The sequence below is a fragment of the Sphingobium sp. L-44 genome, assembly GCF_056859495.1.
On record NZ_JBSXOQ010000119.1, the window covers coordinates 1 to 18,651 of the forward strand.

18 protein-coding genes and 1 pseudogene are annotated in these 18,651 nt (G+C 65.5%); 11 read left to right on the top strand and 8 right to left on the bottom strand.

Going from position 1 to position 18,651, the window contains the following annotated elements; translation table 11 throughout:
- A pseudogene (locus AC13EK_RS22080) lies at positions 1 to 125 on the top strand (IS5/IS1182 family transposase); the annotation flags it as partial.
- Between the two features lie 13 nt (positions 126 to 138).
- Here the strand turns inward: AC13EK_RS22080 and AC13EK_RS22085 are convergent.
- A complete protein-coding gene (locus AC13EK_RS22085) occupies positions 139 to 375 on the bottom strand; it encodes a hypothetical protein (protein WP_048938149.1) in 237 nt (78 codons plus the stop codon).
- Between the two features lie 49 nt (positions 376 to 424).
- Positions 425 to 865, bottom strand: a complete 441-nt coding sequence (locus AC13EK_RS22090) for a VOC family protein (RefSeq protein WP_069336013.1) — start codon at positions 863 to 865, stop codon at positions 425 to 427.
- A 74-nt stretch (positions 866 to 939) separates the two neighbouring features.
- Here AC13EK_RS22090 and AC13EK_RS22095 point away from each other — a divergent pair, with 74 nt between their 5' ends.
- Entirely contained in the window at positions 940 to 1,767 is an 828-nt protein-coding gene (locus AC13EK_RS22095) for an inositol monophosphatase family protein (RefSeq protein WP_069336014.1), read from the top strand.
- A 300-nt stretch (positions 1,768 to 2,067) separates the two neighbouring features.
- Here the strand turns inward: AC13EK_RS22095 and AC13EK_RS22100 are convergent, their stop codons facing one another.
- From AC13EK_RS22100 to AC13EK_RS22110, 3 genes are all read right to left on the bottom strand, one after another.
- On the bottom strand, positions 2,068 to 2,604 hold the full coding sequence (locus AC13EK_RS22100; RefSeq protein ID WP_069336105.1) for an O-acetyl-ADP-ribose deacetylase: 537 nt from the start codon (positions 2,602 to 2,604) through the stop codon (positions 2,068 to 2,070).
- 4 nt (positions 2,605 to 2,608) lie between these two features.
- Positions 2,609 to 3,022 carry a VOC family protein gene (locus AC13EK_RS22105; protein WP_069336104.1) on the bottom strand — a complete coding sequence of 138 codons (414 nt, stop codon included), beginning with the start codon at positions 3,020 to 3,022 and terminating at the stop codon, positions 2,609 to 2,611.
- A 68-nt stretch (positions 3,023 to 3,090) separates the two neighbouring features.
- Positions 3,091 to 5,253 (bottom strand): AsmA family protein, encoded by a 2,163-nt coding sequence (locus AC13EK_RS22110; protein ID WP_069336103.1) that lies wholly within the window; start codon positions 5,251 to 5,253, stop codon positions 3,091 to 3,093.
- Between the two features lie 159 nt (positions 5,254 to 5,412).
- Here AC13EK_RS22110 and rpmI point away from each other — a divergent pair, with 159 nt between their 5' ends.
- The 7 genes from rpmI to AC13EK_RS22145 all read left to right on the top strand — a co-directional run bounded on the left by rpmI (position 5,413) and on the right by AC13EK_RS22145 (position 11,461).
- Positions 5,413 to 5,616 carry a 50S ribosomal protein L35 gene (rpmI, locus tag AC13EK_RS22115; RefSeq protein ID WP_004208916.1) on the top strand — a complete coding sequence of 68 codons (204 nt, stop codon included), beginning with the start codon at positions 5,413 to 5,415 and terminating at the stop codon, positions 5,614 to 5,616.
- Positions 5,617 to 5,629: 13 nt separating this feature from the next.
- Positions 5,630 to 5,992, top strand: coding sequence for a 50S ribosomal protein L20 (gene rplT, locus AC13EK_RS22120; protein WP_004208917.1), 363 nt, complete (start codon positions 5,630 to 5,632; stop codon positions 5,990 to 5,992).
- Between the two features lie 179 nt (positions 5,993 to 6,171).
- Positions 6,172 to 6,792, top strand: coding sequence for a LysE family translocator (locus AC13EK_RS22125; protein ID WP_069336102.1), 621 nt, complete (start codon positions 6,172 to 6,174; stop codon positions 6,790 to 6,792).
- A gap of 52 nt (positions 6,793 to 6,844) precedes the next feature.
- Positions 6,845 to 7,171, top strand: coding sequence for a GIY-YIG nuclease family protein (locus AC13EK_RS22130; protein ID WP_069336101.1), 327 nt, complete (start codon positions 6,845 to 6,847; stop codon positions 7,169 to 7,171).
- A 62-nt stretch (positions 7,172 to 7,233) separates the two neighbouring features.
- A complete protein-coding gene (pheS, locus tag AC13EK_RS22135) occupies positions 7,234 to 8,325 on the top strand; it encodes a phenylalanine--tRNA ligase subunit alpha (RefSeq protein WP_069336106.1) in 1,092 nt (363 codons plus the stop codon).
- A complete protein-coding gene (gene pheT / locus AC13EK_RS22140; protein ID WP_069336100.1) occupies positions 8,322 to 10,739 on the top strand; it encodes a phenylalanine--tRNA ligase subunit beta in 2,418 nt (805 codons plus the stop codon). The genes pheS and pheT overlap by 4 nt, the downstream gene beginning before the upstream one ends.
- Before the next feature lie 17 nt (positions 10,740 to 10,756).
- Positions 10,757 to 11,461 carry a DUF4386 domain-containing protein gene (locus AC13EK_RS22145; RefSeq protein ID WP_010338653.1) on the top strand — a complete coding sequence of 235 codons (705 nt, stop codon included), beginning with the start codon at positions 10,757 to 10,759 and terminating at the stop codon, positions 11,459 to 11,461.
- Here the strand turns inward: AC13EK_RS22145 and AC13EK_RS22150 are convergent.
- The gene (locus tag AC13EK_RS22150) at positions 11,451 to 11,945 is read right to left on the bottom strand and encodes a hypothetical protein (protein WP_277788451.1); all 495 of its coding nucleotides are present in this window, start codon (positions 11,943 to 11,945) and stop codon (positions 11,451 to 11,453) included. The genes AC13EK_RS22145 and AC13EK_RS22150 overlap by 11 nt on opposite strands.
- A 197-nt stretch (positions 11,946 to 12,142) precedes the next feature.
- Between AC13EK_RS22150 and AC13EK_RS22155 the strand changes: the two genes are divergently transcribed.
- Complete coding sequence (locus AC13EK_RS22155) at positions 12,143 to 13,024, top strand: aldose 1-epimerase family protein (protein ID WP_069336098.1); 882 nt, start codon at positions 12,143 to 12,145, stop codon at positions 13,022 to 13,024.
- 145 nt (positions 13,025 to 13,169) lie between these two features.
- The gene (locus AC13EK_RS22160) at positions 13,170 to 14,747 is read left to right on the top strand and encodes a peptide chain release factor 3 (RefSeq protein WP_017502740.1); all 1,578 of its coding nucleotides are present in this window, start codon (positions 13,170 to 13,172) and stop codon (positions 14,745 to 14,747) included.
- 44 nt (positions 14,748 to 14,791) lie between these two features.
- Here the strand turns inward: AC13EK_RS22160 and AC13EK_RS22165 are convergent, their stop codons facing one another.
- Together AC13EK_RS22165 and AC13EK_RS22170 are read right to left on the bottom strand one after the other, a co-directional pair.
- Positions 14,792 to 16,042, bottom strand: coding sequence for a spinster family MFS transporter (locus AC13EK_RS22165; RefSeq protein ID WP_069336097.1), 1,251 nt, complete (start codon positions 16,040 to 16,042; stop codon positions 14,792 to 14,794).
- Positions 16,043 to 16,144: 102 nt separating this feature from the next.
- Complete coding sequence (locus AC13EK_RS22170; RefSeq protein WP_069336096.1) at positions 16,145 to 18,502, bottom strand: TonB-dependent receptor; 2,358 nt, start codon at positions 18,500 to 18,502, stop codon at positions 16,145 to 16,147.
- Between the last annotated feature and the right edge of the window lie 149 nt (positions 18,503 to 18,651).

An 18,651-nucleotide genomic window follows, 5' to 3' on the forward strand; every position in this document is an offset into this window, starting at 1 on the left:
ACCTGATCGAGAACTTTTTCTGCAAACTCAAAGAGTTCAAACGCATCGCCATGCGCGCCTGCAAAACCGACAGCAGCTTCGAGGCCATCATCTACCTCGCCGCAGCCGTCATCAACTCTCGATGAATCCCCACAGGCCTTAATGCGTCGGGAACAGGATGATCGGCAGGGCGAAGACCAGCGCCAGGCCGGAGACGATGCGCTGGCCGCGCGAGACGCCCAGCGGCAGTTCGCGCCATACCATCGGGCAGGCGAGCAGGGCGAAGACGACGAGGATGTTGGAGATCGTCACCGATCCGCCGATCGGCATGTCCTGCCGCAGCGCGAGGCCCGCGAACAGGCAGATGAAGCTCAAGATCCAGCCAACCAGCGCCATGACGGCCCCCTTTCCCTTGGGAGGCTAGAACGGCACGGTTTCCAAAAGCTTAATCGGCGTCCTCGGGGATCGGCACCCAGGGGTCATAGCTGCCGAAGCTCCAGACATTTCCTTCAGGGTCGAGCGCGGTATAGCCGCGCCCCGGATAGCCCGGATTGTCATGCGGCTCGTCGACCACCACCGCGCCTTCGTTGCGGGCATGGAGGCAATGGGCATCGACATCGGGCACGACCATATAGACGCAGGCGGTGATGCCGCCCAGGTCGCGCACTGTCGACCAGGTGTAGAGCGATTCGCCCTCCATATCCTTGACGCTGCCCAGCATCACCATGCCCTCGCCCAGGACAAGCTGGGCATGGTGGATGATGCTGTTGTCGAGATCATCGGGATAGACGGCGTGTCGCTCGAAGCCGAAGGCGGCGCACAGGAAATCGATGGCGGCGGGTGCGTCGGCATAGCGCAGGCACGGGATGACGGGTGAACCGGGCATCTTTCCTCTCCCCTTCGGTGAATCAGGATGGCGCAGTCTAGCCTAGCGCGCGCCGACCGGCTAGGCGAAGGGGCATGACGACCCGCGATGACCTGGCCCTTGCCAACCGCCTTGCCGACGCCGCCGGCGCCGCCATCCGTCCCTTTTTCCGCGCGCGCTACGATCTGGAGATCAAGGCCGACAAGTCGCCGGTGACGGAGGCCGACCGCGCCGCCGAAGCCGCGATCCGCGCGATCCTGGAAAAGGAACGGCCGAACGACGGCATCATCGGCGAGGAATATGGATCGGTCCGCACCGATGCCGAGCGGGTGTGGATATTGGATCCGATCGACGGCACGCGCAGCTTCATCGCCGGGCGGCCGATCTTCGGCACGCTGATCGCGCTGACGCAAGGCAGCTGGCCGACGATCGGCATCATCGACCAGCCGATCGCGCAGGAACGCTGGGCCGGGATGAGCGGCCAGCCCACCACCTTCAACGGCAAGCCGGTGCGCACCCGCGCCTGCAAGGCGCTGGAGGGAGCAGGGATAGCCACCACCAGCCCGCATCTGTTCGCCGAAGGCGATGTGCCCCATTATATGGCGCTGGTCGGCGCCGTGTCGGGCAGATCGCCGCGCCAGGGGCCGGTCTATGGCGGCGACTGCTATAATTACGGTCTGCTGGCGTCGGGCTTCCTCGACATCGTCATCGAATCCGGGCTGCAAAGCTATGACTTTGCTGCGCTGGTGCCGGTGGTCGAGGGCGCGGGCGGGCTGATGTGCGACTGGAATGGCGAACCGCTGACCGCGGACAGCGAAGGCCATGTGCTGGCGCTGGGCGATCCGGCGCGGCTGGAGGATGTGCTGGAGGCGATCCATGGCGCGGGCGATGCGCATGACCATGGGCATCATCACGATCATTGAGGGTGGTGTTGGGTAGTCTGCTAGCGACCAATTCCAGACCTGTTCCCCCTCCCGCAGGCGGGAGGGGGTAAGGGGGTGGGCTGGACGTCGCACAAGCCCACCCCGCTGCGAGACTAATGCGCTTCGCGCATTAGTCTCGCAGCCCCTCCCGCGTGCGGGAGGGGAATAGCGGAAAACCACCCTTTTCGTCATTCCCGCGAAAGCGGGAACCCATCTCCAACGGCCTCACCCAAATGGAAGGTGCGGGAGATGGATCCCCGCCTTCGCGGGGATGACGGCGAACGAGACATTCGTCCGCCCCTAATCCCCCGACAACGCATCCCTGACGGCCGCGTCGTAGAGGGCGCGATTGTCTTCGTCGAAGCAGACGAAGAGGATTTGGTCGAAGGTGTCGGTATCGCGGTGCAGCACCTCGACCACGGCGCGGGCGGCGACCTTGGCGGCCTGGGCCCTGGGATAGCCATAGACGCCGGTCGAGATCGCCGGGAAGGCGACCGCGCGCAGGCCGTGATGGCGGGCGAGCGACAGGCTGTGGCTATAGCAGCTGGCGAGCAGGTCGCGCTCGCCCTGATTGCCGCCCTGCCAGACCGGGCCGACGCTGTGGATGACGTAGCGGGCCGGCAACCGGTAGCCGCGCGTGATCCGCGCCTCCCCGGTCGGGCAGCAGCCAATGCCCCGGCATTCCTCCAGCAAGTCTGGCCCGGCGGCGCGGTGGATCGCGCCATCGACCCCGCCGCCGCCGAGCAGGCTGTTATTGGCGGCGTTGACGATCGCGTCGACCGCGCAACGGGTGATGTCGCCCGTCACCACGTCCCAGCGCGTCGTCCCGACCATCATCGCATCAGTCCCTGATCGGCCCGCCGATCGACCAGACATGGCCGAAGGGATCGGTGAGCTGGCCATAGCGGGCGCCCCAGAACTGGTTATCGATCGGGAAGCGGATCGCCGCGCCGGCGGCCAGCGCGCGATCCCACCAGCGATCGGCATCGTCCACTTCCAGATGCAGCGTGACCGAGGCCGGCTTTTCCGCCGGGGCGCCGCCGCACATTTCGGGAAAATGATCGTTCAGCATCAGCCCGCCATCATTGATCGTCAGATGGGCGTGCATGATCCGCGTGCCATCCTCTTCCAGATGGCGGCTCTGTTCGGTCGCTCCGAAAGCCGCGCTGTAAAAGGCGATGGCGTCGGCGGCCTTGCCGTCGGCGATGGTCAGATGGGGCGTGACCCCCGGCAGGACGAACGGCGTGTCGCTCATGATCCTCTCCTTCGGTCCGACCCCTGATCGAGTCGGCAGGGCCGCAGGATAGGCCCGACGCATGACCTTCAGAAGATGCCGAGGAACTTCTTGTCCTGCGCCTTCTTCTCGGCCTTGCTGCCCTTGCCGGCCTCATCCTTCGCGGTGGTGCCGCGGCTGACATCGTCGCGCGGCTTGCCGCCACGGGTGCGCTGGGCTGCGGCATCGGCGCCGGCCAGCACCGGGCCGCAGGCCGCTGCCTTGGCATCGCCGACATCGACAAAGGCCAGTGTCGCGGCGATCGGCGTGGCGACGATGCCCAGCGCCGCCGCAGCGCCGCCGCGCGCGATCAGGTCGGGGCTGATGACATTGATCGACGGCCGGGCGAAATAGCCGCCAATGCCGACCGGCGACTGGCCGGAGAAGAGGCTGATCTTCTTGCCGTCGGCGCGGAAGGCGAGGTCGAGACTCTCATTCCTGAACGAGAAGCCGCCCCGGCCGATCATCACATTCTTGCGCGTGTCGATCAGGATCGGGTCGGCCGCCGCCACGCCGTCGCGCACGGTGAAGGCAATGAGGCCGCAATTGATCTGCACCGGATCCTTCAGCTTCTTTTCGAACATCTTGGTGATGAAGGTGCCGACATCGATTTCGGAAAGCTGGACATTGCGCGCCCACATGCTGCCCGCCGGCAGGATGACGGCGATGCGGCCATTGGCGGTGGCGAGTGAATCATGGACGGTATCGCCCAGCCCCGTCATCTGCATCCGTCCCTTCACCATGCCGGTCGTGCCCGATTGCTCGACACCCCAACGGGCGAGCAGCGTGCCCATCGGCGTCGGCGCCAGGCGGACGTCATAGCTTGTGCGCACCGGCTGGTTGCGGGCATTGATCTCGATATCCGACGCGACATGGCCGCCCGCCATGTCGAAGGTCAAAGGCGAGAGCGTCAGCAGGCTATGGTCGAGCTTCACCGTCACGGCGGCATTGGCGATCGGCACATTGGGCGCGCGGATCGTCTTCACGCTGTAGCGGACATTGGCATCGAAATTGCGGATCGCCTCGATCCGCAGCGGCGCGTCGGGCAGCAGGCGCGGCGTGCCCTGCACGGTCGTGATCGCGCCCGCCCCGCCCTGCGCATCCAGCCGTTGCGGATCATAGCCGATGAAGGGGCCGACATCGATGACGTCGAGCCGCTGGGTCGCCAGATCGGCGTCGAGCAGCAGGCGGTTGTTGGGCAACGACACGGTGAAACGGCCAGCCAGGTCGGACGCGCCGAACCGGCCCTGCAAATGCGTGAAGCGCCACTCCTCGCCCGCCTTGGTCAGGGCCGAGGTGAAGCGATACTGGCGGGTGCCGGGAATGGCGACGCCCAGGAAATCGAACAAATGGCTGAGATTGGGGCCCTGCGCCACGACGCGCAGGTCGCTGCCCTCCAGTTCGGTCGCGCCGGGCAGTGTGCCGGTCACCTCCAGCACGGTCGCGCCCGCCTGTGCCCGCAGCGCGAGGCTGTTCTTGCCGCCGGTGACGGTGGCGTTGGGCGACAGCAGGCCGCCCTTGAGGGTAAAGGGCTTGCCGCGCATCGTGCCCGTGCCCGACAGGCGAACATCGCTGGCAAAGCGGGTGTCCTGCGCCTTCACCGTCTCGAAGCCGATATCGGTCGAGAGCATCAGCACCGGATCGCGATAGCGCATGGTCGTGCCGGCGAGCAGCGCGCGGCGGACGAGCGGCAGGGTCATCGGCTCACCCTTCCGGTCGGGGTCGCCCAGCGTCCATGTATTATGCTGCCGGTCGCGCGACCATTCGAGATCGGCGGCGGCCCCCCGCAGTTCCAGCCAGGGGATGCGATATCTGCTGCCGAAGATCAGGCTCAAGGGCGCGATCCGTGCGTCGATCAGGTCGGCGCGAAACAGGTCGGGCCGGCTGGCCCAGGGCAGGTTGGCGACGCGCATCCCCTCCGCCCGGAACTTGATCGCGATCGGGGCGAAATAGAGCTGGAAGCCGCCGCCGACCTCTACCTGCCGCGCCAGCCGGGCGGACAGGATGCGCTCGAACGGCCCTTTCAGGAACCGCCCCTTGGTGACGAAGAGGATCAGCCAGACGGCGAAGATTATGCCGACGATCCACAATATGACGCGCGCCGGCAGCGGCAGGGCGCGCCAGCGGTCGCGCGCGCGGCGCAGATGGACAGCCGCGCCGCCGGGTTGGGCGGTCAAGGGCGCGTCATGCGGCTTGGGTTCGACATCGGCCATGGCGGGGTCAACGCGGGCATGCCGCCTTTGGGTCCGAATCGCTTGCTTTTGCGGGCGCGGCCGACTATGGGCCGCCCTTCGCGATATTCAGTGAGACCGCCCGGCTAACTAGGGCTGCCGTGGCTGTCTGTAATCGTCGCGCCAAACAAGGAGACGAAAATGCCCAAGCTCAAGACCAAGAGCGGTGTGAAGAAGCGCTTCAAGTTCACCGCTTCCGGCAAGGTCAAGCACGGCGTCGCTGGCAAGCGTCACCGCCTGATCTCGCACAACGCCAAGTATATTCGCCAGAACCGTGGCACTTCCGTGCTGTCCGATGCCGACGTGGCTCACGTCCGCCTCTGGGCACCCTACGGCCTGAAGTAAGGAGTAGAGGACAATGGCACGCGTAAAACGTGGTGTAACCACCAAGGCGAAGCATAAGAGGATTTTGGTTCAGGCGAAGGGCTATTATGGCCGTCGCAAGAACACGATCCGCGTCGCTCGCCAGGCTGTCGAAAAGGCCGGCCAGTACGCTTATCGCGACCGCAAGGTCAAGAAGCGCACCTTCCGTGGCCTGTGGATCCAGCGCATCAACGCGGGTGTCCGCGCTGAAGGCCTGACCTATTCGCAGTTCATGCACGGCCTGAAGCTGGCCGGCGTCGAGCTGGACCGCAAGGTCCTGGCCGACATCGCGATGCACGAAGGCGAGGCGTTCAGCGCCATCATCGCCCAGGCCAAGGCTGCGCTGCCCGCAGCCTGAAGCTGATCGATCGTAAAGATCGTCAAAGGGGCGCCGGGGCAGATGCCTTCGGCGCCCTTTTTGTTTTTCCTCGACCTCCGTTCGTTTCGAGCGTGTCGAGAAATGCCCGCACTGCGCTTGCCGCTTCTCGACTTCGCTCGAAGCGAACGGTGAAGGGAGCGCCTTGGAGAAGTGATCCCATGTCGCTGCATCTCTGGTGGTTATATGTCACGGCGGTCTTCCTGATCTCGGCCACGCCCGGCCCCAACATGCTGCATGTGATGACGCAGAGCATCGCCCATGGGCCGCGCAAGGCGCTGGTGACGATGGCGGGGCTGATGAGCGCCGTGCTGCTGTGCCTGATCGCGTCGGCGCTGGGCCTTGGCGCGCTGCTGAAAGCCTCGCCGCGCCTGTTCGACATATTGCGCTATGCCGGTGTCGCCTATCTCCTCTGGCTGGGGATCAAGGCCTGGCGCGCGCCGGTCGGCACTGCCGACGGCGGCGATGCCGGCCCGGTCCGCTCCGCCCGCGCGCTGTATGCGACCGGCCTGCTGACCGGCCTGTCCAACCCGAAGCTCATCATCTTCGCCGCTGCGCTCTTCCCCCAGTTCATCGACCTGGCCCGCCCCTTCTGGCTGCAACTGGCGATCCTGATCATCAGTTTCGTGGTGATCGAGAGCTTCTGGTACTCGGTCTATGCGCTCGGCGGCCTGCGCCTGGCCCGCTGGCTGGCGCCGGCCAACCGGCAGAAACTGTTCAACCGCGGCACCGGCCTGATGTTCATCGGCTTTGGCGGCGCGCTGCTGGGCGCGCGCGCCTAACCCTATCTCCGTCATTCCCGCGAAAGCGGGAATCCATTTCCGGACAAGGCCAATGCAGCGAGACTTCGATCCGACAGTCTACATATTGGCCAGCCAAAAAAATGGCACGCTCTACATCGGCGTCACATCAAACCTCGTGCAACGCCTGTATCAGCACCGTTCTGGCTTGATCGAAGGCTTCACCAGCGACTACGGGGTCAAGCGACTGGTCTGGTTCGAATGCGGCGCATCCATGGAGGAAGCAATCCGGCGCGAGAAGCAGATCAAGAAGTGGAACAGGCAATGGAAGATCGACCTGATCGAACGGAGCAATCCCGATTGGCGCGATCTGGCTATCGATTTGGGCTTTGAGCCATTGGACAGTCGGCGCATCGATTGAGCGTCAGGATGATTGGTTAGCGCGGGAGATGGATTCCCGCCTTCGCGGGAATGACGAATGATATGACCGAAATTAGCGCACTGAAAGCCGGCCTGATCGCCGATATCGAGGCTGCCGACACGCTGGACACGCTGGAAGGGCTGCGCGTGGGCGCGCTGGGCAAGAATGGGGTCGTCACCGGCCTGCTCAAGACGCTGGGCGGCATGTCGCCCGAGGAGCGTCTGGAGAAAGGCCCGCCGATCCAGGATCTGCGCGAAAGCGTGACCGCCGCGATCGCCGACCGCAAGGCCGCGCTGGAGCAGGCCGCGCTCGACGCCCGCCTTGCCTCGGAAAAGGTCGACATGACCCTGCCCGCCGATCTGGGGCCGCAGGGCAGCGTCCACGCCGTTTCGCAGGTCATGGACGAACTGGCGGAAATCTTCGCCGACCTCGGCTTCTCGGTCGCGACCGGCCCGGAGATCGAGGACGACTGGCATAATTTCACCGCGCTCAATATCCCGGAGACGCACCCGGCACGCGCGATGCACGACACCTTCTACTTCCCGGACGAGGAAGGGCAGAAGAAGATGCTGCTGCGCACCCACACCTCGCCGGTGCAGATCCGCACCATGATGACGCAGGAGCCGCCGATCCGCATCATCGCGCCCGGCCGCGTCTATCGCAGCGACTCCGACGCGACCCACACGCCGATGTTCCACCAGATCGAGGGTCTGGTGATCGACAAGGGCATCACGCTTGGTCATTTGAAGTGGACGCTGGAGACCTTCCTCAAGGCCTTTTTCGAGCGCGAGGATATCGTCCTGCGCCTGCGCCCGAGCTATTTCCCCTTCACCGAACCCTCGGTGGAAGTCGATGTCGGCTACACGCTGACCAATGGCCAGCGCGTCATCGGCGGCGACGGCGATGCACCCGGTGGCGGCTGGCTGGAAGTGCTGGGCAGCGGCATGGTCAACCGCCGCGTGATCGAGGCATGCGGGCTTGATCCCGACGAATGGCAGGGCTTTGCCTTCGGCACCGGCGTCGATCGGCTCGCCATGCTGAAATATGGCATGAACGACCTGCGCGCCTTCTTCGACGGCGATCTGCGCTGGCTGAAACATTATGGATTCTCGGCACTCGACGTGCCCACGCTGTCGGGAGGAGTCGGCGCATGAAGTTCACCCTGAGCTGGCTCAAGACGCACCTCAAGACCGACGCGGACCTGGCCACCATCCTCAAGACGCTGAACGCCATCGGGCTGGAAGTCGAGGATGTGGAAAATCCGGCGGAGAAGCTGGGCGCGTTCAAGATCGCCAAGGTGCTGACCGCCGAGCGTCACCCCCAGGCCGACAAGCTGCAGGTGCTGAGCGTCGACCATGGCGACGGCAATCCGCTGCAGGTCGTGTGCGGCGCACCCAACGCCCGCGCCGGCCTGATCGGCGTCTTCGGGGTCGAGGGCGCGGTGGTGCCGGTCAACGGCATGGTGCTCAAGAAGACCGCGATCCGTGGCGTCGAATCCAACGGCATGATGTGCTCCACCCGCGAACTGGGGCTGGGCGACGACCATGACGGCATCATCGAACTGGCCGGCGACGCGCCGGTGGGTGAGGTCTATGCGAACTGGGCCGGCCTCAACGATCCGGTCATCGACGTGTCGATCACGCCGAACCGTCAGGACTGCATGGGCGTGCGCGGCATCGCCCGCGATCTGGCGGCGGCGGGCCTCGGCACGCTCAACGCCATCATCGTGCCGGAGATTGCCGGCGTGGGTCCGGGACCGGACGTGCGCACCGACGATATCGACGGCTGCCCCGCCTTCTTCGCCCGCTCGGTCAAGGGCGTGACCAACGGCGCCTCGCCCGAATGGATGGCGCGTCGGCTCAAGGCGATCGGCCAGAAGCCGATCAGCGCGCTGGTGGACATCACCAACTACATCATGATCGACCTCGGCCGGCCGCTGCATGTCTATGACATGGCGACGCTCAAGGGCGGTCTGGTTGCGCGCAAGGGCAAGGCCGGCGAGGAAGTGCTAGCCCTGAACGGCAAGACCTATGCCATCGACGAGACGATGACCGTGATCGCCGACGACGAAGCCGTGCATGACATTGGCGGCATCATGGGCGGCGAACATTCGGGCGCGCAGCACGGCACCACCGACGTGCTGATCGAATGCGCCTATTTCACGCCCGAGCGGATCGCGGTGACCGGCCAGAAGCTGGCGCTGACCTCAGATGCGCGCGGCCGGTTCGAGCGTGGCGTCGATCCCGCCTTCCTGGACGATGGCCTGTCGATCGCGACCAGCCTGGTCATGACCCTGTGCGGTGGCACCGCGTCGGAAGCCACGCGCGCCGGCACTCCGCCCGCGACGCCCAAGACGGTCGCCTACGCGCCCGACCAGTGCCTGGCGCTGGCCGGCGTCGATGTGCCGCATGACGTGCAGAAGCGCATTCTGGAAAGCCTGGGCTTCGGCGTCAGCGGCGAAGGCGCCAGCATCGAATATCAGGATGGCGTGCCGGTGAGCGTGCCGGGCCACTGGACCATCAGCGTGCCGACCTGGCGCCGTGACGTCGATGGCTGGCCCGACATTGTCGAGGAAGTGGTGCGCATCGTCGGTCTGGACCATGTGCCGTCCACCCCGTTGCCGCGCGTGCCGGGCGTCGCCCGCCCGACCGCCACGGCCGAGCAGCTGGTCGAGCGCCGCGTGCGCCGCACCGCCGCCGCCCGCGGCCTCGCCGAAGCGATCAACTGGTCCTTCATTTCCGAGAAGGAAGCCGCGAGCGTTGGCGGTGGCGACTGGACGCTGGCCAATCCGATCTCCGAAGACCTGAAGGTCATGCGGCCCTCGCTGTTGCCCGGCCTGCTGTCGGCGACCAAGCGCAATGTCGATCGCAGCGCGACGTCGATCCGGCTGTTCGAACTCGGCCGGCGCTATTTCAAGCAGGGCGAGCGCGCCACGGTCGGCTTCGTGCTGGCCGGTGAGAAGACCGCGCGCAGCTGGCAGAGCGGCAAGGCCCAGCCCTTCGACGCGTTCGACGCCAAGGGTGAAGTGATCGCGCTGCTGGCGGCCGCCGGTGCGCCGGTCGGCAATCTGCAGAGCATGGGCGAGGCATCGGCAGCCTATCATCCCGGCCAGTCGGGCACGCTGCGCCTTGGCCCCAAGGTGGTGCTGGCTGAATATGGCGTGCTGCACCCGAGCCTCGCCAAGCAGTTCGGCCTGTCCGGCACGGTGGTCGCAGGCGAGATCTTCCTCGATGCGATCCCGGCCAAGCGCAAGAGCGGCTTCATGCGCGCGCCTTACGCCCCGCCGGCGCTGCAGGCGGTGAAGCGCGATTTCGCCTTCCTGGTGCCGGAGACGGTCGAGGCCGATGCGCTGGTGCGCGCGGTCAAGGGCGCGGACAAGAAGGCGATCGTCGACGCGCGCCTGTTCGACGTCTTCACCGGCCCCGGCGTGGATGAAGGCCACAAGTCGCTGGCGGTGGAGATCACGCTGCAGCCGGGCGAAAAGAGCTTCGCCCAGGAAGAGCTGGACGCGATCAGCGCGGCGGTGGTCAAGGCCGCCCAGAAGCTGGGCGCGAGCCTGCGCGGCTAAGACAGGAAAGGCCGGCGATGGACGGGAAGGCTGAACGATTTCAGGCCCGCCTCGCCGGCCTCTTCTACATCGGCACCATCGGCTGCGGCATGTTTGCCGAAGCGGTGGTGCGCGCCGCCCTGATCGTGCCGGGCAACGGGCGCGAGACGATGCGCAACATCGCCGACTATCCCTGGCTCTATCGCGCCGGCGGGGCGAGCGATGTCGCCATGCTCTGCTGCTATCTGGCGGTCACCGCCCTGCTCTATGGCCTGTTCGCGCCGACCGGGCGGGTGCTGGCGCGCATAGCCGCGCTGTTCAGCCTGACCGGCATTGCCGTGCTGGCGGGCAACAGCCTGCTCCATCTGCTGCCGCTTGCGCTGATCGATGGTGCGCCGCATCCCGGCATCCCGATGGCGGAGGTGCAGTCGCTGGTGCGGATCAGCCTCAGCCTCCACAATGATCTCTACGGCATCAGCCTGATCTTCTTCGGCATCTATTGCCTGCTAATCGGATGGCTGGCGATCCGATCACGCCGATTGCCGGTGGCAGTCGGTGCGCTGCTGATGGCGGGCGGCGCGGTCCATCTGGTCGCGCGCAGCCTGGCGCTGCTGTCGCCAGCAATCGGCGAGGCGATCCCCGGTCAGCTCGATTTCGTGCCGCTGCTGGGCGAAGGCGCCTTCGCCATCTGGCTGCTGCTGTTCGGGGCGCCGCGCCCGGCGGCGCCGGAGGTCAGCCCGTAATCTTGCAGCCCTTGGCCGATGCCATGCCGCGCAGATAACCACGCCGGGCGAGACCGGCGGCGATGGCGGCGCGCAGGCGACGTTCGGCCGGGGCGGCGCCGCTGATTTCCCGCACCACGCCGCGGAACGGGATCAGCGAATTGACCAGCGACTTGCCGACACCCTCGGCGATCTTGCTGGTGCGATCCTCATTGGCTTCGCGGCCGATGGTGAAATCGGGACCAAGCACCTTGTTGAGCGCCGCCATGTCACCATTCAGCGCCTTGCAGGTCTTGCCCGATGGCGCGGCATAGGGTTTTTCCTCGGCCGCGACGAGGATCGGCGGCACCTGCGTCTTTTCGATGCCGACATCGCGGGCCGGCTGGGACGCGATTTCGCCCGCCTTATCGAGCGTGTCGTCCCTCTTCTTGCCCTCTTCCTGGGCGAGCGCCGACGTGCCGAACAGCAGCAGGATGGTGGCGGTCGATACGGCAATTTTCATCATTGGTCCTCCCGCTGGCTCAACCCGCCAGCCCCCATGTCGGTTCCGCAACGTAACGATTGCGCGGCGGGCGAGACAGTCGGGATTTGCCGCATCGGACCTTGGAATAGAGCCTGTTTCACGTCATCTGTGGAAGCCCAAGGCGCTTCCACAGATGACGATCCGGCTCTATGTCGCTGGGCAAACAGGAGTGTTTCGCCATGAACGACCGCATCGCCATCGCCTCCGACAATCTGTCCGCCAGCATATCGCCGCTGGGCGCCGAACTCTGGTCGCTGACCGATGCGCAGGGCCGCGAACTGATGACCGATGCCGACCCGCAATGGTGGACCGGCCATGCCCCCCTGCTCTTCCCGTTCGTCGGCCGGTCGCGCGGCGACGTCTATCGGCTGAACGATGTCGACTATCCGATCGGCCAGCATGGCTTTGCCCGGACCAGCCCCTTCACCCTGGTCCATCGCAATGAGGAAGCCGTGCTGTTCCGGCTGGAAGCGGATCGGGAGACGCGCACCGTCTATCCGTTCGACTTCCGGCTCGACATGGGGTTCGTGCTGGAGGGGCCGAGCCTGCGCATGACGGCGACCGTCATGAATCGGGGCGAGACGGCGATGCCCTTCTGCTTTGGCTATCACCCCGCCTTCGCCTGGCCTTTGCCCTATGGCGGCAGCGTCGAGGACCACCGCATCCGCTTCGAGCAGGCCGAAGCCGCGCCGATCCGCAAGGTGGGCAGCGAGCCGGGGCTGATCGCGCTGGAAAGCGTGCCCTCGCCGGTCGAGGGGAAGGAACTGGCGCCGACCCATGCCATGTTCGCCGGCGATGCCCTCATCTGGGACGATCTCGCCAGTCGATCGCTGAGCTGGGGCGTGCCCGGCAAGCCGCACCTGAAGATCGATTTCCCCGATACGCCCTGGCTCGGCCTGTGGCAGAAGCCGGGCGCCCATTATCTGTGCGTCGAGCCCTGGGCCGGCATGGCCGACCCGGTCGGCTTCACCGGCGATGTCTGGGACAAGCAGGGTGTCATGACCCTGCTGCCGGGCGATAGCCGATCCTTCCGCATGGACGTGACGCTGGTCGACGTGTAACGGGCTTTCCCAAGTTCCGTTCAGGCTGAGCGAAGTCGAAGCCCTCCACTGAGCGCAGCGAAGTGCCTCGCCTCCGCTCGGCAAGGCCCTTCGACTCCGCTCAGGGCGAACGGGTTATTTAACTCGGACCCCAGAAAACAGCATCATGAGCATCCCATCCCGCCGCACCTTCGCGATCATTTCCCACCCGGACGCCGGTAAGACCACGCTGACCGAAAAGCTGCTGCTGGAAGGCGGCGCGATCCATCTGGCCGGCGAGGTCAAGGCGCGTGGCGCGAACCGGCGCGCGCGATCGGACTGGATGAAGATCGAGCAGCAGCGCGGCATCTCCGTCACCTCCTCGGTCATGACGTTCGAGCGGACGCGCGATGGCGAGACCATCACCTTCAACCTGCTGGACACGCCGGGCCACGAGGATTTCAGCGAGGATACCTATCGCACCCTGACCGCGGTGGACTCCGCCGTGATGGTGATCGACGCGGCCAAGGGCATCGAGCCGCAGACGCGCAAGCTGTTCGAGGTCTGCCGCCTGCGCAACGTGCCGATCATCACCTTCGTCAACAAGGTCGACCGCGAGGGCCGCGAGCTGTTCGGCCTGCTCGACGAGGTGGCGGACCAGTTGCAGCTCGACGTCTGCCCGATGAGCTGGCCGGTCGGCATGGGCGGCGAGTTCGAGGGTATCTATGATTTCGCCACCAACCGGCTGATGCAGCCCACTGGTCCGTCCAAGGAATTTGACGGCACCCGCCACCAGTTCAGCGGTCTAGATGACCCGAAGCTCGCCGATTATCTGTCCGAGCGAGGCCTGGAAAAGTTGCGCGAAGAAGCCGAACTGGCCCAGGGCGGCTATGCCGAGTTCGACCTGGAACGCTATCGCCATGGCGACCTGACCCCGGTCTATTTCGGGTCGGCGCTCAAGCTGTTCGGCGTGACCGAGCTGATCGACGCGCTGTCGGCGCATGCGCCGCCGCCGCGCGCCCAGCCGGCCGAGCCAGCCCCGGTCGAGCCCGAGGGCAGCGAAGTCACCGGCTTCATCTTCAAGGTGCAGGCGAACATGGACCCGATGCACCGCGACCGCATCGCCTTCATGCGGCTGGTGTCGGGCAAGTTCCGCCGCGGCATGAAGCTGACCCCAAGTGGTAGCGGCAAGGCGCTGGCCGTCCATTCGCCGATCCTGTTCTTCGCCCAGGACCGCGAGCTGGCGGACGAGGCCTTCCCCGGCGACATCATCGGCATCCCCAATCATGGCGCGCTGCGCGTCGGCGACACGCTGAGCGAGAAGCCCGGCCTGCGCTTCACCGGCCTGCCCAATTTTGCGCCGGAAATCCTGCGCCGCGTCCAGCTGAAAGACCCGACCAAGACCAAGCAGCTGCGCAAGGCGCTGGACGACCTGTCCGAAGAGGGCGTGATCCAGGTCTTCTATCCCGAAATCGGCAGCAACTGGATCGTCGGCGTCGTCGGCCAGCTGCAGCTGGAAGTGCTGATCAGCCGGCTGGAGGCGGAATATAAGGTTGCAGCGGTGCTGGAACCCTCGCCGTTCGACACCGCCCGCTGGATCAGCGGCGACGATCAGGCGATCAAGGATCTGGTCGCCTATAATGGCGCCAACATGGCCAAGGACCGCGACGGCAATCTGGTGTTCATGGCGCGCAGCGCCTGGGACATCGGCTATCAGCAGGAGCGCCATCCCAAGGTGAAGTTCAGCGCCACCAAGGAGCGCTAAGCCGACAGCGAAAGTGACAGGGCAGCGCCCTGTCACTTCATGGGTCAGGCCGTCACCCAATCCTTGCGCAGCGCCTTGCCGGCGAGCGCCATGAACAGGCCCGCAAGCAGGTAGAAGCCAAGCGCCGCGACGATGGCATAGCGCAGCGCTTCCTGGCCATAGGTCGGCGTCAGCGCGTCGGACAGGGCGCCGACGCTCCAGCTGCCAAGGCCGAGGCCGACCAGATTGTTGATGAGCAGGAAGGTCGCCGAGGCGCTGGCGCGCATATGCGGCGGCACCAGATGCTGCACGGCGGTCAGCACCGGGCCGAGCCAGACATAGACCAAAGCCTGCGGGATGAGGAACAAAGCGAAGGCGAAGCCGACACTGGATGACAGCACGCCGACCACGAACAAAGGCATGCCGATCACATAGCTGATCGCGGGCACCCAGGCGAACCAGGCCTTGTCCCTATTGCCCATGGCGTCGCCCAGGAAACCGCCGAGCAGCACGCCCGCGACCCCGCCAAGTAGCAGCAGCCCGCCCAGGAACTGGCCCGCGCCCAGCAGGTCGAGGCCGAAGCTGCGCATCAGCAGGCTGGGCAGCCAGAAGGCGACGCCATAGCCGCACATCGAGCTGCACGCCGCGCCCAGCGCCAGGAACCAGAAGCTGCGCTTGGCCGCGAGGATGCCGAACACGGCGCTGACGGGCACGGGCGCGCCGGCCTGCACCGGGCGGGCGGGTTCGCGCACCACCAGGCGGAAGAGCGGCGCGATGAGGATGCCCATGATGCCGACCGCGATGAAGGCGGTGCGCCATTCGACGGTCTGGGCGATATAGCCGCCCAGCAGCACGCCCCCGGCCGAGCCGAGCGGAATGCCGAGCGAATAGATGGAGAGGGCGCGGGCCCGCTGATGCTGCGGGAAATAGTCGGAGATGACGGCATAGGAGGGGGCGACGCCGCCCGCCTCACCCACGCCGACGCCGATGCGGAACAGGAACATCTGCATGAAATTGCCGGCCATGCCGCAGAGCGCGGTGAAGCCGCTCCATACCGCCAGACTGACGGTGATGACCCAGGTGCGGCTGGTCCGGTCGGCCAGCAGCGCCAGCGGGATCGCCAGCGTCGAATAGAGGAGCGCAAAGGCGATGCCGCCCAGCGCGCCAAGCTGGGTATCGGTCAGCCCCAGCTCCGCCTTGATCGGCCCGGCGAGGATGCCGAGGATCTGCCGGTCGAGGAAGTTGAAGGTATAGACCAGCAGCAGCATCGCCAGCACGACGCCACGATAGGCGGGGGAAGAGGTTCGGTCGGTCATGCGGGCCTGATACCAAATTTTCCGTTCGCTTCGAGCCTAGCCGAGAAGCCGGTTATGCAATGGTTCTCGACAGGCTCGAACCGAACGGATGGGAAACGCAGCTTAGAACTTGACCGACCCGGTCACGAACACCTGGCGCGGGTTGCCGTAGAAGGCGGTGAGCGTGCCTTCCTTGCCCAGCGAGGGGGTGGGATAGCCGGCCGCATTGTTGATGATCGCGCCGGTCACCGGATTGGCCGCGACGAAGGTATAGCCCGAGGTCTTATATTCCTTGTCGAGCAGGTTCTTGCCATGGACGCCGATGCTCCAGAGATCGCTGGGCGCGGTATAGACCAGGCTGGCGTCCCACAGCGCATAACCCTTCTGGTCGATATAGGGGTTGGGAATCTCGAACTGATAGGTCTTGGAGCGCCACGAGACGGTGGTGCCGAAATAGACGCTGCCATCGCCCACCGGCACATTGTAGCTGAGCGTGCCGCTGGCGGTCCATTTCGGCGTATTCTGCACCTTGCGATAGTCGGCGACATCGGTCGGCACGCTGGCGATATTGGCGATATATTCGCGATAGTCGGCATCGATGAAGCCGATCGCGGTCTGGAGGTTCAGACGGTCGCCGCCGCTGAAGATGTCGCGGCCAAGGCGGGCATTGCTTTCGAACTCCAGCCCCTTGAAGCGCGCCTTGCCGGCATTCGACACGACACCGCAGAAGGAGGGCGTCGCCACGCCGCCGACATTGACGGTGCAGGCGACCGAGCCGGGGATCTGCACATCCTTGTAATCGGCATAGAAGCCGGCGACCGCGACATAGAGGGCGCCGTCCATCAGATTGCCCTTGTAGCCGACTTCATAGCTGTCGACCTGTTCGGGCGCGAAGCTGAGGAAGGAGGCAATTTCGCTGTCCTGGCGGATGCCGTCGCCATTAAGGTCGGGCGCGTTGGTGCCGACCCCGCGCGGGTCGAAGCCGCCGCCCTTGAAGCCCTTGGAATAGCTGGCATAGATATTGTGATCGGCGGTCGGCTTGTAGCTGACCGAGAAGCGCGGCGTGAACTTCTTGAACTCGCGCTCGCCACGGAAGTTGGTGCTGGGCGCACCGAAGGGAATGCCCGCCCCGTCGAACACCGGCGAGCCGCCGCCCAGATAGCTTTGCCGCAGAATATTGGCCCGGCGCGTATCCCAGGTATAGCGGCCACCGGCCGACAGGCTGAGCTGATCGGTCAGGTCGAAGCTCATGTCGCCGAACACGGCATAGGTTTCTGTGTCGACATCGGCCTGGGTGAAGGCGGTCAGCCCGGCCACAGTGGTGAAGATACGGGTGTCGAACTGGGTGTCGGCGCTGGCATCGAGATAATAGAAGCCGACCATGCCGTGCAGCCGGCCCTTGTCATAGAGAAGCTGGAATTCCTGGCTGAGCTGTTCGTTCTTGTAATAGGCCGGCACGTCGACATCGACAGCGGGCAGCGCATCGAAGTCGATCGGCGAGGCACTGTCATCCTTGCGCCAGGCGCTGATCGAGCGCAGCGTCACCGCGTCATTGAGTTCGGCCGTCAGGTTCATCGACAGGCCGTAGGACTTCACATATTGCTTGGGATCGACCAGCCCGCCACGGGTGTCGAACACATCGTCCAGCACCGGCGCGCCCGATGCCTGCCCCGGAATCAGGCGATGGCCGCCACGCGGGTTGCTGTTATCCTTGGTATAGTCGCCGGTGATGCGCATCAGCACCGGCGCGCCATAGCCGCCCATTTCGAAGGTGGCGCGGCCGGCCCAGATATCCTTGTTATAATTGTCCTGCCCGGTGGTGAGATTCTTGCCGAAGCCGCCGCGCGACAGGCGGGCAAAGGCACCACCCAAGCGCATCAGGTCGCCGATCGGCGCCGACACGCTGATGATGCCATCGGCCTGATCATAGCTGCCATAGCTGCCCTTGAGCTTGAGCGAGAAGTCCTGCGGCAGCATCTTCGTGACATATTTGACCGCGCCGCCGATCGTGTTGCGGCCATAGAGCGTGCCCTGCGGCCCGCGCAGCACCTCGATCCGTTCGACATCATAGATGTCGAGCAGTGCCCCCTGCGGCCGGTTGAGATAGACATCGTCGAGATAGATGCCGACACCCTGCTCGAAGCCGGAAACCGGATCCTGCTGGCCGACACCGCGGATGAAGGCGGTCAGCGTCGAATTGGTGCCGCGCGACGCCTCCAGCGTGGTGTTGGGGGTGACATTGGCGAGGTCGCTGATGTCGATCGCCCCGCCCCGTTCCAGATCGGCGCCGGAGAAGGCGCTGACCGCGATCGGCACCGACACCAGCGTTTCCTCACGCCGGCGGGCAGTGACGATGATGCCGGCTTCTTCGGTGTCGGCGGCGGGCACCGACGCGTCCTGCGCGAAGGCGGGGAATGCCATCGCGCCGGTCCAGGCGGCGGATGCGAGGGCAAGGGCACGAATGCTGTGATGGGCCTTCATCGGCGTTTCCTCTCCTGAAGCGGCCCCCGGTCATCCGGGTAGCCAATCTGCTTGCCCATTGAATAATGAAAGTTGAACCAGCTTTCAACTTCAAATATGAGGGACGGCGAACAAGGCCACCAGACGTCCTAAAATGATTGAAAAGGCGC